Here is a 15,419-nt window from a genome sequence, read left to right as displayed (position 1 = left end):
AAAGTGTGAAATTGTTTGTAGCCGTATATAAGATTGTGTTAAGGTACTATAAGTTCAGGTAATTGTATGGCGAATTAGATGAGTTCTTTTTAACTTGCTTATTCTTAAAATATTGACCGTTTTTATGCATGGCAGAATAAACATAGAGGCACAAAGACGCAGCGTTTTTGTGAGTTTGGCAATAAGGCTCTGTGACTAAGTGTCTTTGTTATGTCTTTTCATTTTCGAAATATTTAATTAATGTCTTATGCGAGATGACGGATATTCAGAATTTTAAAATTAACAGACATGAAAAAAGCTAGCTTCATCATTTCGACATTGATTTTTACATTTCAACTAAGTTTTGCTCAAACAGATATTGAAAAATTGTTTAGAGCGGCCAAAGTTAATGATGTAAATAGTATTAAGGAGTTGATAGCGTCTGGTGTAGATGTGAACGCAAAATCTGAATACGGAGCAACAGCCCTTACCTTTGCGGCCGATAAGAACAATACAGAGTCTATCAAGATTCTGCTTGAGAATGGCGCCGATCCTAATGCCAGAGATTATTTTTATCAGTCTACACCTTTTGAATGGTCGTTTTACGAAAATAATGTAGAAGTAATTGCACTAATGATAAAGCATGGAGCCAATGTTAAAGTGGATTGGCTGTTGCCGAATAGTGTTAGAGAAAATCAGACAGAAACAGTCAAGTTACTTCTAGAAAATGGTGCACCAGGAGCAAGTAGTTGTATCGGTATAGCCGTGCGAATTGAAAATGCTGAAGTATTAAAGCTTTTACTTGCGGAAGCAACAATCGAACAAGACAAATTAAACTCGGCGCTTTTAACGGCAGTTGGAATGGAAAAACACGAATATGTTGATATGCTCAAGCATGCCGGAGCTGTAATGCCAAAAATAAAAAAACACGATCGTCATATTAAGTATGCAGGTTTATATGCTGATAATGATACACGATTGAAAATAAAAAATGAAGATAATAAGATGCTGTGTAGTTTCAACGGCGATCAATTTTATCAATTACAATTTGACTCTGCATCCATATTCTCCTTTCAGGAATATCCACACATCAAATTAGCTTTTAAAGTGGTTGATGAAAATGCGGTTTCGGTGCAATTAATAAATAGAGCTAATAAGACAACTTTTGTGAGGTTTGAAGAAGCACTTACAAAAGAAAAACAAGTGGCATTCAAGGATAACACCGGAGAAGTTAAAGAGGTGCTTAATTGGAACTCTTTCAGGGGGGTAAATGCCAGTGGAATTGCTGATGGGCAATTTCCGCCAGCACGTTGGAATGGGGAGAAAAACCTAAACCTTAAGTGGAAAACACGTATTCCGGGACTTTCACATGCCTGTCCTGTAACCTGGGGTGATAAGCTGTTTTTGATTACGGCTTTGGGTGAAGACACAACAGCGGAGTACCGGGTAGGGCTATATGGTGATGTTAAACCCGTAAAAGATGATTCTAAACACATTTGGAAAATATATTGTTTGGATAAGTATAAGGGGCGCATAATATGGGAGAAGACCGGTTTTACAGGTATTCCGAGGGTAAAACGGCACCCCAAAGCGACACAAGCAAATTCGAGCCCCGTAACGAATGGTAAATATGTGGTTGCGCTCTTTGGTTCAGAAGGGATGGTTTGTTACAATATGAACGGAAAAGAGATTTGGAGAAAAGATTTGGGTCAATTAGATGCAGGCTGGTTTTTTGAATCAGAAACCCAATGGGGACATGCGGCTTCGCCGATAATCTATAAAAACACAGTTGTTGTTCAGGCGGATCGCTCCAATAAATCTTTTATTGCCTCGTATGATTTAGCTACTGGAAAGGAAGTGTGGAAAACAGACAGAGAAGAGATTTCTTCGTGGGGTACACCATCTATTTATTATGGGAAAAACCACCATGAAATTATAACAAATGGTACAAAATACATTAAAGCCTATAAGGCAGATACGGGTGAAGAACTGTGGAAACTCGGGCCTAATTCTGAAATTACAGTTGCTACACCAGTTGTGTATAAGGATATGGTTTATGTAACCGGTGGTTATCCACCGGTACGTCCTATATATGCCATAAAACCTGGAGGGAAAGGGGATATTTCAATTGCCGACAGTTTATCTGCCAGTGAGTTTATTAAATGGAGACACTTAAAAGGAGGTACGTATATGCCTTCTCCAATTGCTTATGAAGGGTATTTTTATACCATGGCCAATAATGGTATGCTGACATGTTACGATGCGGAAAATGGTGAGCGAATTTATCGGAAGAGTATCAAATCAGGAGCAGTGACAGCATCACTTGTGGCAGCCGATGGTAAAATATATTGTACAAGTGAAAGTAATGGGGTTGTTGTAGTGAAGGCCGGACGCGAATTTGAAATCATTGCTAAAAATATTGTAGGAGAAACATGTTTGGCTACGCCTGCCATATCTGATAGACTCTTTATAATTAGGGCGCAAAACAATGTCTATTGCTTCAGTAGAAATTAGAGTGGCGTAAGCCTCGTTCTACGAAGCAATATATGCAAAATCGTTCGGCGTAGCGTCTCGCTACGTCGCATTTAAACAGGCCTCCGGCCTTTTATTAATAATATCGTCAATTCGCCATATATGTGTAGGTTAGAAAAGAGTTGGTAGCTATTGAAAAAATGCAATGCAGTTAATATTTAAACGTATCAAAAAATATGACATGACATTTGAGGAATAGGGAATTATTAAAGCAGCGTAATTGAAAGAATTGAGAATTAATATTATGAATTTGAAAATGCTATCCATAAAACAGGCTTCTCAGTGTATCGGACTGACTGCGCAACGTAATATCCCGACCGCGCAATGGATTTTCCTGTTCGCTCAGTCGATTGTACCGGTTGCGCAATCAATTGTAACGACGCCGCAATGCATTTTCCCAAGCTCTCAATCAATTTCCCCGATCTCTCAGTGGATTTCCCCGCTTGCGCATAGTATTGTTACAGATGCGCTATAATATGTAACGGTGGAAAAATTGAATTTGGCAGTAATACGAAGTAAGACAAGACCTATAGTGGTTGGGGCATTCATATAGAATTATACTGACTGAGAAGTAGAGTCAATCAAGTCAAGAAAAATATAAACAACAGCTACCAATAATGGCTTATAAATCAAAAGTGTGCCGACTAATTTTGGTTGGTTAGCAGCTTCGGCAACCACCGCCAAATCGTTGATTTGGCTTTTGAAAAAGTATAAGATAAAAACAAAACCAACGCTTTGGCTACTTTGTATTTTGAAAGGTAAATTTGGCAACAAATCACTTTCGCTTCATAGCCGAGCCGCTAATTAGGATGGTGTTTTTACCTGACTTCGTAAGTTGTAAAGTTTATAAAATCAATAAACTGTGAAATGTAGAATTGGCCAGAGGACTTGAATATAAGAACGTAGCGAGACGCTACTGTTAGCAGAACTTTCTTAGCACCAAGAAAGCCCACCAAACTGGCGGGCTTTCCATAGACTAAAGGTTTAAGCATCCCGTTTAAGTAAGCAAAGCTCTTTAACGGGATTACTAATTATAAATAGGACAATAAACTACTGATTAAATTCTTTCAATACACATGGCAATGCCCATGCCACCACCAATACACAAGGTAGCTAACCCTTTGCTTACTTCGCGCTTCTTCATTTCATGTACTAAAGTGGTTAAAATACGCGTTCCGCTAGCACCAATCGGATGGCCAATGGCGATTGCGCCACCATTAACATTGGTAATTTCCGGATTGAGCTTCAACTCTTTCATTACTGATAATGATTGAGCCGCAAAAGCTTCATTGGCTTCAATTAATTCCAGTTCATCGCTTTCCCAACCTGCCTTTTCAAGCGATTTTTTAACAGCCTGAACCGGGCCAATACCCATAATTGAAGGCTCAGTACCATGCCAGGCATAAGATACAATTTTGGCCATAGGTACGAGGCCATATTTTTCTACAGCTTCTTTACTGGCAACAATTATGGCAGCAGCACCATCATTAATTCCTGATGCATTAGCCGCTGTTACGCTTCCTTCTTTTTTAAAGGCAGGGCGCAGTTTAGCCAATGAGTCTGCTGTAACACCAAAGCGCACAAATTCATCCTGCTTAAAAATGATAGGATCCTTTCTGCGTTGAGGGATTTCCACTGCTACGATTTCATCTTCGAATCGACCATCGTTAATTGCTTTCTCGGCTTTGTTTTGTGAATCTGCTGCAAAGGCATCTTGCTCTTCTCGCGTCAGATTGTATTTATCAGCCAGGTTCTCAGCTGTAATGCCCATATGGTAATTATTGAACACGTCAGTCAAACCATCAGCTATCATGGTATCGATTAAAGTGCCATCACCCATGCGATAGCCTGTGCGAGCCTTAGGCAAGATATATGGTGCCTGCGACATGTTTTCGGCTCCACCTGCTATGATTAGCTCTGCATCGCCGGCTTTAATGGCTTGTGCAGCCATAGCTACAGTTCGTAAGCCAGAGCCACATACCATATTAATGGTCATAGCGGTTTTTTCTTTAGGAATACCCGCACCCATCGCTATTTGACGAGCTACATTTTGCCCATGACCAGCCTGTAACACACTTCCCATTAAAACTTCATCCACTTCAGAACCGTTGAGCTTGTTACGTTCTAAAAGTGATTTAACAACAGTGGCGCCCATTTGTGCCGGAGAAACAGTTGCTAAACTTCCGCCAAAATTGCCGATGGCTGTACGAGCAGCGTCTATGATATAAATTTCTTTCATGATTAATATTTTAGTCCGAAGTCCGATGTTCGGATTCCGAAGTTTGATTACGTTATTTTTTACGCTGGCCGGATTTATAGTCCGTGCCAATTGGTTTAATTATTAGCACAGATTGCAAATCTGCGCTAGTGATGTGCACTGAATAACCACCCGCCTTTTGGCACCCTCCTTAATAAGGAGGGGGTGTTATTGCGTTATTCTCCTCCTTTCCAAGGAGGAGAATAACGCCTTAAGCGAGGGGAGAAGGTTAACGGTGCTTGAATAGCTAGGATTATTTATCTCTTAATCCCCCATCGCCTTTCAGGCACTTCCCCAAGGGGAAGATGAAGTGAAAGATGAACGGATATTCTCCTCCTGGGAGAAACCCGAAGGGAGTGGGGGCTTTGTTTCGTAATGTTCACAATACACAATACACTACTGTGAACTTTTTCGCTCCACCATTTTTTTAACAATAAAAGACCCAACATTTTCAGGGTAAGTGCCTCGGCCAAAGCCTACATCGTAACCCAATTCAAGTGCCAGCTTATTACTTATGCGAGGTCCACCAGCACATACAATCAATTTAGAGCGTAAACCTTCGGCTTCGAGCAGTTCAATAAGGTCGGTCATGTTTTGAATGTGTACCTCCTTTTGTGTTACCACCTGCGAAACCAGGATAGCATCCGCATTTAGCTCAACAGCTTTTTTAATTAACTCTTCATTGGGGATTTGCGCACCCAGATTATGAGCCTCCATCATTGGATAGCGCTCTAAACCATAGTGCTGGTCAAAGCCTTTCATGTTCATAATGGCGTCAATACCCACTGTATGGGCGTCTGTTCCGGTACAAGCACCTACAACCACTACCTTCCGCTTTATGTGGTCTTTGATGTAATTGTTGACTTCGTAAAAGTCCATTGACTTTTCGACGGCTTCCACTTCAATTTTATCGTAGTTAATTTGTTGTTGTGATTTGCCATATACCACAAAAAAGGAGAAGTTCTCAGATAGAGGATTCGAGTGTACCACTTCCACCTCTTCAAAACCTAACTGATGGGCATATTGTTTTGCTGCTTCATCGGCTTTGGCCGAGTGGGCAACAGGAAGAGTGAATGATAACTGAACAGCACCATCATTCATTGTATCTCCGTAAGGACGTATCATGTTATCCATTTCTTTACTTTTTTTAGTTCTCAAGGCATTACTAAATGAATCACCCCGTCTTTTGGCACCCCTTCTTAGAAAGGAGGGGATAGTATTGCATTGCTCTCCTTCTTTATAAGGAGGAGGTGGTTATTTAATGTTAATGCATTCACTTTACTTTTTTAATCCAAGTTCAACTTCCAGATAATCGTACACAGGGTTAAAATACTCTGCTGCTTTTGGGTGAACCCCGTCAAAGCCTTTTCCACCATGTTTCGGACGACTCACCTCGGCAAATAACTTTTGCTCAATAGAATCAAACAAGCCTTTTTCGCTGATTTGCTCCATAAACCCGATGGTTTCATCCAGTACATTCTGAGCACGTGTTTGCATAATGCCATCTTTTTTAAACTCAATGTCGTTGGCAAAATCCTTCGTGTTGTTTAATATGTAGCGGGCATTTTCAACTGCTAAAAAGCGGTCTTGCATAAAAGGCGTATGTATTGCTTCGGTAAGCATTCCCAATAATAATATGCCTTGATTGGTGGATTTAGCAATGAAATTAAACATGGCATTCATGATGTAGCCTTTAAATACATCGCCAGTCATGTATTTGGTTGGAGGCATGTATTTTAATGGAGCCTCAGGGAATAGCTCTCGTGCCATTTGTGCCTGTGCCATTTCGTATAAAAATCCATTCTCTATCTCCGGATTCATTTCGAAAGCATGGCCCAGTCCCATTAGTTTAGCCGGAAGCCCTGAATCATAGGCAAACTGCTCATTGATAAACTGTGATGCTGTGACAGTATAAGCTTTCTCGTATGCGTCAGAAGTTGTCAGGTAGTTGTCTTCGCCAGAGTTAATCACAATTTCAGCAAAGGCATTAATCATGCGAGAGAATTTCTGATCGACAAAGGTGCGATACATGTTAATGTCACGAAATAAAACGCCATACATTGAATCATTAAGCATCATATCCAGACGTTCCATGGCGCCCATGGCAGCAATTTCGGGCATGCATAAGCCAGAACAGTAATTCACCAGGCGTATGTATTTTCCGGTTTCGTTGCCTACTTCATCTAATGCTTTTCGCATTATTTTAAAATTCTCTTGAGTGGCATATGTTCCTCCGAACCCTTCGGTTGTGGCGCCGTAGGGCACAAAATCGAGCAGACTCTGACCTGTTGTGCGAATAACGGCAATAATATCAGCACCTTGACGAGCAGCTGCCTGAGCCTGTTTCACATCTTCGTAGATATTACCTGTTGCCACGATGAGGTAGAGAAGGGGTGAGTTTTCCTTCTCCTTAAATTCGGTGATTTTGGAGCTTCGATAGGCCACGTTTCCTTTTACCCGATGGGCAAATGCCGCAACTAATTCCTTCGCTTTTTCAATGATGAGTGCTTTATCGCCTAACTCAATCGTTGAAACATCGAGCCCCTTCGCTATTTCATCATTGAGCTGTTCGGTGCTAAGATTTTTGCGAAGCATGGCATTTATGTAATACAACGATGCACCATATTGTATTTTGTCACCCAAAGTGTTAACGATGGCATTTGGTACCGGCACATCATCGGTCGTCACTCCATCGGCCCCAAGCATGCGCAGAGTGGCACGTTCAATAGCAACAGTGGTATGCTGCTCAATGTATTTATTCACAGGTTGGGTAATCTGCTTTGACAGCTCCCTCGCTCTGTTTATTTTGTTTTTATCCAGATTTAGTTTCGATTCTGTCATTTTTATATGGTCTTTATTTTTTCTTCAAATAATTGTTGGCATCTTTTAGTATCTCTGGTTGTAAGCCCAGGATACCAGCGATGCTTAGTGCGTCTTTGCTCTTTTTACTGTCGTTATCAGCTATAACTTCGTATTGCATAAAGGCATTAATCAGTCGTATTTTATCACTAATTGCAGCTGATTCTTTCTGGTAATGTTTTTCAAACGATTCCTTGTTTAGCCCTTTCATCCTGTGTTTTGAAACACCTTCCATATCAGGAATCTTTGTAAAGTGTGTAGAAAAGAACCCTGTTAGCTGTTTGTTCTTTGTGATAAAGTTTAAAACCGCACAAAGTATAGCTTTCGCCTCAGTAGCATTGGTCGTTTTTGCCAGCTCATCTACAAATAGAAGCCGCGATTCTTTACTGTCGAGTGCATTGGTTAATTGGTGGATTTCCTCACCAAAAGAGCTGAGTCCTTCGATACTATTAGCCTGGGTGGTGCCCAATACATGGATGGCAGAAAAAACGCTGGTGTGAAATTCAGTAGCCGGAATTCTGAACCCCAATTGAGTGAGCAATTGTAAAAAGGCCAGCGTCTTGAATAAAACTGTTTTGCCACCCATGTTTGAGCCCGAGAGTAATATGGTATTACTGTTAAAAGTGGCATTTAAAGGTGTGTAAGCAAGTCCTTTGCTTTGGTGTGTTTCCCAAAGCGGATAATGAAAGCCTTCTGTCACTTTTAAATGTGAAGCCTTGTAATTTGGTTTTGTTAGTTTGAGTTGGCTTGCCAGGCGTGCTTTAGCCAAAGTGGTATCCAGAAGCCTTATCGCTTCAATAGATTGATGCAATTGTTGTTTTTCATTAACAATCAGCTTCGACAATTCAGTTAAAATATCTCTTTCAGCTTCTGTCTCTTTTAGTAGTAATTTTTCTTTTTCAAACTGCTTATTCAGATAGTTCTTTCCAAATACAGGTTTGACCTTCATGAGGTGTGAATCGTAGAACTCACATCTCAACTCTTTAGCTTCCTGAAGTTCGGTTCTTGTTTTACTAACAAGTAAAAACTCACGACCACTAAATGGCAGCTGATATTTTTCTTCGATAGAGGCAAGAGTTTCTTTAATAAGGGTACTTAAGTGAGTATTAACCAATTGTATAGCCTCACGTATTAACTTTAGCTCGTTACTAAAAGCCGATGATAAGTAAAATGACTCATCTGTTTCTACATTGGGCGATAAGGCATTCCATAAAGACTCATGATTGGAATTGTGACCAATTATCGTTTTTATGTCCTGTGGAAGTAGTGCCGTAATAGCCCGATAGTTAAGTAGGAATTTTTTTATGAGATGTAAATCAACTGTATCGAACTCTGACTTGTTCAGTGAATTTAAGCGGTCAATACGATTGAGATGGTGTTCAGTTTTTAATGCTTTGTGCTCATCTGAATGGATGAACTGAATCAGAACATCCGTAATTTCATGTACTTCATCGAGTTCCTTATGCGTACAATAAAAATGCATGGCATCCTTGTGCTCAAGGCCATAAGGAGTCAATGGCTTATACTTACAATAAAAGCTATTGAAATTAGTAAATGCTATGACTTTTTTAATGCACATAAGGGTTATAGATGATTTTAGTATTTATGCCAGCTTTTATCAATTGCTTAGAAAACTCTTCCTGTTTTATATCTTTTAGAACGACAACGAATGCTTTGAGTGATATTTCATTTTTAACTCTGATAATTAAGTATTTAAGTAGTTGCTGTGCCTGACGATAATTTAAGAAGATAGCAGACATGTCATTGATAAGTATTGAACTGCAATTATCTGGAATATCTGTTAGTTTTGATGGTGTTAATGCACCATTAATTACGTAAGGTTTTTCAGTGTCTTTTGCTTTTATAAATTTTGAGTAGATGCTGATTAATTGCATCTGTTCCACCATTTTTGTCAGGTTCTTTCTATCGATATTAACCAGGTAGTACAAACTTGATTTTCTAATGGAGGCAATGGGTGTTATTCTGCTTGCAGCACCATCGATAATAATGGATTTGTAACCCAATTCATCCGATAGAAAACTAACAACCTGCTCCAATTGCTGATTGTGTTCTGGCCCAACCAACTCAATGTATCCATCTCTAATCGTTTGTGCAATTACGAGCTGGCCCAATGGTGTTTTTATGGGTAATGCTTTAGTAACTTTGAAAAGACCATTGCTTCGTTTTAGCATATTGGCACTTGTAACAACAGCATCGCCTTTCACCGTGTGAATAAGGGGTTTTTCTCGCCCATCAATCATATCATTACTTTCACCGTCGATACCAATGGTCGCCAATGCAGGTGATTCAACGTGCCTGATTTGGTTCAATGCCCAATTCATAAACGTTGTTTTACCGGCATTTTTGCGATTACCCATCACAAAAGTGGTATTGTTGATAAATTGATATGTCAATGCATCGTTGCTCATCTTAATAAATACCATAGACTGGCTTAATTGAAAACCAGCCTATGGCGTAGTTGTATATGGATAGTTTAAGAGTCAATTAATGTTTCCCATTTCCATTGGTGCGAATTTCGCGTCGCATTGATTGTGGTCGTATGGTACCGCCTTCGTTCAGTAATTTCGCCACACCATCTTTTGCAACCAAAGCATCGTTATGACAGAAATCGCAATCGTCAGATGTGTGCCCCTGGTAGTCCGATGGCTGCGTGTAACTGGTGATCATGCCTTCGTAATTACGCAATACCACACGTTTTTCAGTTTGCGAAATCAGGTAGTCGGGCATAACCGGTATTTTACCGCCACCGCCAGGTGCATCCACTACAAATGTTGGAACAGCCATGCCGGAAGTATGACCTCGCAGGTTTTCTATAATTTCAATACCCTTAGAGATGGTTGTTCTGAAATGTGAGATACCTTCTGACAAGTCACATTGATAGATGTAATAAGGCTTCACTCGTATTCGCAGTAAATCATGCATCAAGGCTTTCATTACATTGGAACAGTCATTGACACCTTTTAGTAGCACCGACTGATTACCCATTTGAACACCGCAATTGGCTAATTTTTCACAGGCCTGCCGGGCTTCCTCGGTAATCTCCTTGGGATGATTAAAGTGGGTGTTGACATATACCGGATGATGCTTCTTGATGATGTTGCATAAGTCATCTGTAATACGCTGTGGTAATACCACAGGCATTCGGCTACCTATGCGAATCACTTCAACATGGTCAATTTTACGAAGCTCTGTTAGTATGTAATCGATGCGACTGTCGCTTAAAATCAATGGATCACCACCGGAAATGACTATGTCACGAATTTCAGGTGTTTTAGCAATGTATTCAAAAGCCTTCTCTAAATGTCCTTTGGCCATATCTTCATCGGTCTCACCCACTATCCGGCGGCGCGTACAATGACGACAATACATAGAACATTCGTGTGTGACTAGTAATAGTGCTCTGTCGGGATAACGGTGTGTTAAGCCCGGAACAGGAGAATCCACATCTTCGTGCAGCGGATCGCTTAAATCCGATTCAGCAATATAAAGCTCCTGCTGGATAGGTACGGCCATCTTACGAACCGGACAATTGTTATTTTCCTTGCTCATTAAAGCCGCATAATAAGGCGTAATGGCCATTTTGAATTTCTTCAAAGTTTTAGAAAGATGCACCTGCTCTTCTTCACTTAAAGGCATTACTTTTTCAAGACTGGGAACATCGCGAATGGCATTTCGCATTTGCCACTTCCAGTTGTTCCAATCTTCCTCACTCACATCCTTAAATAGTGGGATGGTTTTGTAGTCAACGTTTGAATATTTTCGTTTCATTCAAGTAGATTTTCTGATTCTTTAGTGATTTGCACATTGTGTGCTCATCGCTGCACCCTTGTTATGTATACAACTCTTCGTATAACTTCCTTATCTTCTCATCTTTCCGTAGAATATCAATGGACATGTCGGCGTGCCCAATGGCATAACCATTACCAATTAACATATCCACATCTTTGCCTACACCTTCGGCGCCAAGTGCAGCTTTTGTAAATGATGTCGCCATGCTAAAAAAGTAAACAGTACCTCGATCCTTACACATTAAAATGCTTCCCATCTCAGTATTCGGGATGTTTACATTGTTGATAACGACATCAGCCAACTGTCCTTTTGTAAGCTCGTCAATGGTTTGATAGCATTGAAGGGCATCTGTTGCATTTAGTTTAATGGTATGATGGCAAACGCCTACTTGCTTTAGGCGATTAATGTTTTCATCGCTGTAATCGGCTCCAATCACCATTCCATATTCACCTACTATTGTTTTGGCAACAGCACAGCACAATATGCCCGATTTGCCACCAGCACCTAGCACAACAACGGTATCTCCTTTTTTAACCAGACGCTCAGTTTGCGCCGGGGCACCACATACATCCAATACGGCCAATGAAAGTGTTTCAGATAAATCGGCAGGCAATTTGGCATAAATACCACTCTCAAATAAGATGGCTTTTCCTTTTATTTTAACCTGATCAATCTCTGGTTTGATATCGATAATTTCCTCGATAAACAAAGGTGTTAATGAAAGCGAAACTAATGTGGCAATACGATCACCAGTTTTTAAATCAATTTTGCCCTCAAGGGCTGCGCCAACTTTTTCTATTGAACCGATGAGCATTCCTCCTGAACCGGTTACCGGGTTCTTCATTTTACCTTGTTTGGCAACAATGGCGAGGATGATGCTCTTAATTTCTTCGGTATTGTCATTGGCTTGTTCTTTAATTTGTGTAAAGCTGGCCGAGTCAATATTAAGAACATCAACATCAATTAAGATTTCGTTATCATACAGCTCGCTCATATCATTACCGACCTTTGCAGCCGGTTGTGGCAATACCCCTTGAGGTTCAATAACACGATGTGTTCCGTATTTATTTCCTGTCTTCATTTATTATCGTTGATAAATAAGCAATTAGCTTTTGTGTTTACAGAACCAAAAGTCTTGATTCCTGCGTCTTTACTAGATTCCTTTTAACTGCAACATTTCTCTCACATCAGCTGGCGTGGCAATTTCATATCCGGCATCGCGAGAAAGTTTAGCTGTACGTTCTACTAATTGTGCATTACTTTCGGCCAATACACCTTTTTCGAAGTATACATTGTCTTCAAAACCAACACGGATAAATCCATTTCCAATGGCAAATGCTCCATAATGAGCAGGCACGCAAGCACGCCCAACGCCCATTACCGTCCAGTTAGCACCTTCAGGAATACGGCTGACTAATAGGTTTAATAATTCAATATCGTAAGGGATGGCAGCAGGCACATTCATCACAAAGCCATAATGGTAAGGCGGTTTTAGTAGGCCTTCTTTTATTAAGATATCAGCAGCTGCCACATGTGAAATATCGAAGCATTCCAAAGTAGGGCGTACATTGTACTTGTTCATCTCTTTGGCAAAACGACGCATCGTAGGTAAGGTGTTTACGATGTATTCATCGCCAAAATTAACTGTACCACAATCCAATGACGCCATTTCTGGTTGAAGCTCTTCAATAACCGCTACTCGTTCATCGTCGCTCATGCCAACAGCGCCGCCGGTAGTTATTTCAATTACGATGTCGCATCGCTCGCGTATTAATCGGATTGCTTCTTTAAATACTGCCGGGTCTTGCGTTGGGCCGCCATTTTCGTCGCGCACATGAAGGTGAACGATTGAGGCTCCTGCTTTGTATGCTTCAAGAGTTGCTTCTGCTATTTCTAATGGCGTTAACGGTAAATTAGGGTTGTGCTCGCGAGTCGTTTCGGCTCCACATACTGCACATGTTATAATCATTTTTTTCATTACTCCAGGTTTTAAGTTGTTGATTGTTGTTAAGGTTGAACCTGTAATATGGTTTAGAAAATCTATTACGCCATTAAAACACTTCAAAACAAGTCTCTTTGTTACTTTCCTTCAACTCAACAAAACGATGCTATGCCTCGTTTCAGGAAAGTCTTGTTTTATTGTGTTTTTAATGCTCATGACGATGTTCCAAATCATAATCCAGGTTTATTGTTGAAGAAGGGGTTATCGGCCAATAATGACGCCAGCAGGGTCAACTTTCTCGCGCAGAATCTTTAGTTCTTCATCACTGGGTTCTTGCGTTGTGTCGTAGATGTCGGGAATGATGATGTCAAACTCAGCATTGGCTTTGACGTCATCAATCGTTTTGCCCGGATGAAGCGACAGCAACATCATGGCTTTTGAATCTACATGATAGCCATAAACACCGATGTCGGTAATGACTTTATATGGTCCGGTTTCAGCAGGTAATCCTGCCTCCACACGTGAGGTGCCACCATCTAAGAATCCCGGGGTGGTGATGAAGTCGACTTTGTTTGCGAAGCGTTTTGGGTTTTGCGGAGTAACAACCATGGTTCTCCAACATAATGAAGCAAGGTCATTGGCGCCACCACTTCCCGGGAATCGGGTTTTGGGTTTATTATAATCATCTCCAATTAAAGTGGAGTTTAGATTTCCATATTTATCAATTTGTGCACCTCCTAGAAAGCAGTAATCAACTACACCTGCCTGGCATAATTCCATTATTTCGGCCATAGATGTTGCCTTCAAGCCTTTGTGAGTTGTTCGCGAATCACCAACTGATATTGGCATTGTTGGCAATAAAGGAGCAATACCACCAGCTTCAAACATGATGGTTAAGTTAGGCGACTGAGTCATCTGTGCCAGCATTGCTGCTGCCACCGGGACACCCGTGCCAACTACTACCATTGCACCATCTTCAAGAGTTCGGGCTGCAACGGTAATCATTAATTCCATTGGATTATATGTATTTTCCATTTAATCGTGTTTTAAAGATTAGTACAAATGTTCGGCTTGCATAAGTTGCTTCATCTTGTTCATACCTCCATTTTTCTCCAGGTATTCATAAAAATCCTTTGATGATAAAATGTGATGACCAATGAACTCTTCCAGTTGCATTTCATCTTTTTCGGCCACTAACCAATCTTTCAGGTGTTCCTCATCAGAGAAGTATTCGCCCGGCATATTACCCGGATATGAACCAAATGGCATTTCAATAACTGCATCAACACACCAGTATGGAATAACTGTTTTTGATGGTTCTCTTCTGATTTCTTCGTTAGAGATGATTTTTTCAGTGGTTATTATTACACGTTTTGACGCCTTGGCAATATCGTCATCGGCTACCAGAATGCCATCAATTTGGCAGTTACCATACACATCGGCCCGATGCACATGAATTACGGCTACATCAGGATGCAAGGCTGGTAAGGCTGCCAACTTTTGATTGGTAAAAGGACATTCAACTTCGATAGCGGCTGAATGTTTGAAGGTGTCGGTGCCCAGCATAACTCTTGATGGCAGATAAGGCAAGCCCATTGCAGCAGCTTTAAATCGCCAGGATAAGGCACCGTTTGACCACTCTGTTACTTGAACATTGCCCGACTCAAACATGCGTCGTGAATTCTTTGATAAGCCGCGAGCTTCGAGGCCTACGATATACGCAGCATCACATCGATTGAATGATTTACCGGCACTTAATAATTGGCAATCGTGAGTAGATACATGGCCGGCAAAGCCAAGGTTTTTCTTCTCTTTACGAATGATTTCGTGTATCAGGGCTGTGGGGATACGAACCCCGCCAAAACCACCAATGGCCAAATAGTCATTGTCATTTATATAAGCATCAACTGCATCGGAGATACTAGTTAACTTGCTTTTCATTTGTTTCTTCTTATTTCGAAGAAAGCCTCTCATTTCATCGGCATCGGGCGACATGAATAGCTCGCCAATTCCTTTTTTTAACGGTGCGTTACTCATGTT

At 40.7% G+C, this 15,419-nt stretch carries 11 protein-coding genes; 1 reads left to right on the top strand and 10 read right to left on the bottom strand.

Annotation, left to right across the window (positions count from 1 at the left end):
- The first annotated feature begins 288 nt into the window (after positions 1–288).
- On the top strand, positions 289–2,493 hold the full coding sequence (locus JIV24_RS04055; RefSeq protein WP_200463732.1) for an outer membrane protein assembly factor BamB family protein: 2,205 nt from the start codon (positions 289–291) through the stop codon (positions 2,491–2,493).
- 1,075 nt (positions 2,494–3,568) lie between these two features.
- Here the strand turns inward: JIV24_RS04055 and JIV24_RS04050 are convergent.
- The 10 genes from JIV24_RS04050 to JIV24_RS04005 form a co-directional block, all read right to left on the bottom strand.
- On the bottom strand, positions 3,569–4,750 hold the full coding sequence (locus JIV24_RS04050) for an acetyl-CoA C-acetyltransferase (protein ID WP_200463731.1): 1,182 nt from the start codon (positions 4,748–4,750) through the stop codon (positions 3,569–3,571).
- 414 nt (positions 4,751–5,164) lie between these two features.
- Positions 5,165–5,902, bottom strand: a complete 738-nt coding sequence (gene kamE / locus JIV24_RS04045) for a lysine 5,6-aminomutase subunit beta (protein ID WP_200463730.1) — start codon at positions 5,900–5,902, stop codon at positions 5,165–5,167.
- Between the two features lie 144 nt (positions 5,903–6,046).
- Positions 6,047–7,609 (bottom strand): lysine 5,6-aminomutase subunit alpha, encoded by a 1,563-nt coding sequence (gene kamD, locus JIV24_RS04040; protein ID WP_200463729.1) that lies wholly within the window; start codon positions 7,607–7,609, stop codon positions 6,047–6,049.
- Between the two features lie 13 nt (positions 7,610–7,622).
- Positions 7,623–9,206, bottom strand: a complete 1,584-nt coding sequence (gene kamC, locus JIV24_RS04035) for a lysine 5,6-aminomutase reactivase ATPase KamC (RefSeq protein WP_200463728.1) — start codon at positions 9,204–9,206, stop codon at positions 7,623–7,625.
- Positions 9,196–10,071: a hypothetical protein gene (locus JIV24_RS04030; protein ID WP_200463727.1), complete on the bottom strand. Its 876-nt coding sequence runs from the start codon at positions 10,069–10,071 to the stop codon at positions 9,196–9,198. The genes kamC and JIV24_RS04030 overlap by 11 nt, the downstream gene beginning before the upstream one ends.
- 61 nt (positions 10,072–10,132) lie before the next feature.
- Positions 10,133–11,416 (bottom strand): lysine 2,3-aminomutase, encoded by a 1,284-nt coding sequence (gene kamA, locus JIV24_RS04025; protein WP_200463726.1) that lies wholly within the window; start codon positions 11,414–11,416, stop codon positions 10,133–10,135.
- A 61-nt stretch (positions 11,417–11,477) separates the two neighbouring features.
- Complete coding sequence (gene kdd, locus JIV24_RS04020; protein WP_200463725.1) at positions 11,478–12,518, bottom strand: L-erythro-3,5-diaminohexanoate dehydrogenase; 1,041 nt, start codon at positions 12,516–12,518, stop codon at positions 11,478–11,480.
- A gap of 72 nt (positions 12,519–12,590) precedes the next feature.
- Positions 12,591–13,415 (bottom strand): 3-keto-5-aminohexanoate cleavage enzyme, encoded by an 825-nt coding sequence (gene kce, locus JIV24_RS04015; RefSeq protein ID WP_200463724.1) that lies wholly within the window; start codon positions 13,413–13,415, stop codon positions 12,591–12,593.
- 225 nt (positions 13,416–13,640) lie between these two features.
- Positions 13,641–14,414: a CoA-transferase subunit beta gene (locus JIV24_RS04010; protein ID WP_200463723.1), complete on the bottom strand. Its 774-nt coding sequence runs from the start codon at positions 14,412–14,414 to the stop codon at positions 13,641–13,643.
- Between the two features lie 18 nt (positions 14,415–14,432).
- Entirely contained in the window at positions 14,433–15,416 is a 984-nt protein-coding gene (locus JIV24_RS04005; protein ID WP_200463722.1) for a CoA transferase subunit A, read from the bottom strand.
- Between the last annotated feature and the right edge of the window lie 3 nt (positions 15,417–15,419).

Origin of the sequence: Carboxylicivirga marina, assembly GCF_016612505.1 — a bacterium.
GTDB classification, from domain to species: Bacteria; Bacteroidota; Bacteroidia; order Bacteroidales; family Marinilabiliaceae; genus Carboxylicivirga; species Carboxylicivirga marina.
Note: the sequence above shows the minus strand (reverse complement) of the source record. Positions and strands in the feature narration are given on the sequence as shown.

What these genes read in the sequence shown, in the direction of transcription:
- JIV24_RS04055 (WP_200463732.1), top strand. Translation starts at nt 289, where the DNA reads ATGAAAAAAGCTAGCTTCATCATTTCGACATTGATTTTTACATTTCAA.
- JIV24_RS04050 (WP_200463731.1), bottom strand. Translation starts at nt 4,750, where the DNA reads ATGAAAGAAATTTATATCATAGACGCTGCTCGTACAGCCATCGGCAAT.
- kamE (WP_200463730.1), bottom strand. Translation starts at nt 5,902, where the DNA reads ATGGATAACATGATACGTCCTTACGGAGATACAATGAATGATGGTGCT.
- kamD (WP_200463729.1), bottom strand. Translation starts at nt 7,609, where the DNA reads ATGACAGAATCGAAACTAAATCTGGATAAAAACAAAATAAACAGAGCG.
- kamC (WP_200463728.1), bottom strand. Translation starts at nt 9,206, where the DNA reads ATGTGCATTAAAAAAGTCATAGCATTTACTAATTTCAATAGCTTTTAT.
- JIV24_RS04030 (WP_200463727.1), bottom strand. Translation starts at nt 10,071, where the DNA reads ATGGTATTTATTAAGATGAGCAACGATGCATTGACATATCAATTTATC.
- kamA (WP_200463726.1), bottom strand. Translation starts at nt 11,416, where the DNA reads ATGAAACGAAAATATTCAAACGTTGACTACAAAACCATCCCACTATTT.
- kdd (WP_200463725.1), bottom strand. Translation starts at nt 12,518, where the DNA reads ATGAAGACAGGAAATAAATACGGAACACATCGTGTTATTGAACCTCAA.
- kce (WP_200463724.1), bottom strand. Translation starts at nt 13,415, where the DNA reads ATGAAAAAAATGATTATAACATGTGCAGTATGTGGAGCCGAAACGACT.
- JIV24_RS04010 (WP_200463723.1), bottom strand. Translation starts at nt 14,414, where the DNA reads ATGGAAAATACATATAATCCAATGGAATTAATGATTACCGTTGCAGCC.
- JIV24_RS04005 (WP_200463722.1), bottom strand. Translation starts at nt 15,416, where the DNA reads ATGAGTAACGCACCGTTAAAAAAAGGAATTGGCGAGCTATTCATGTCG.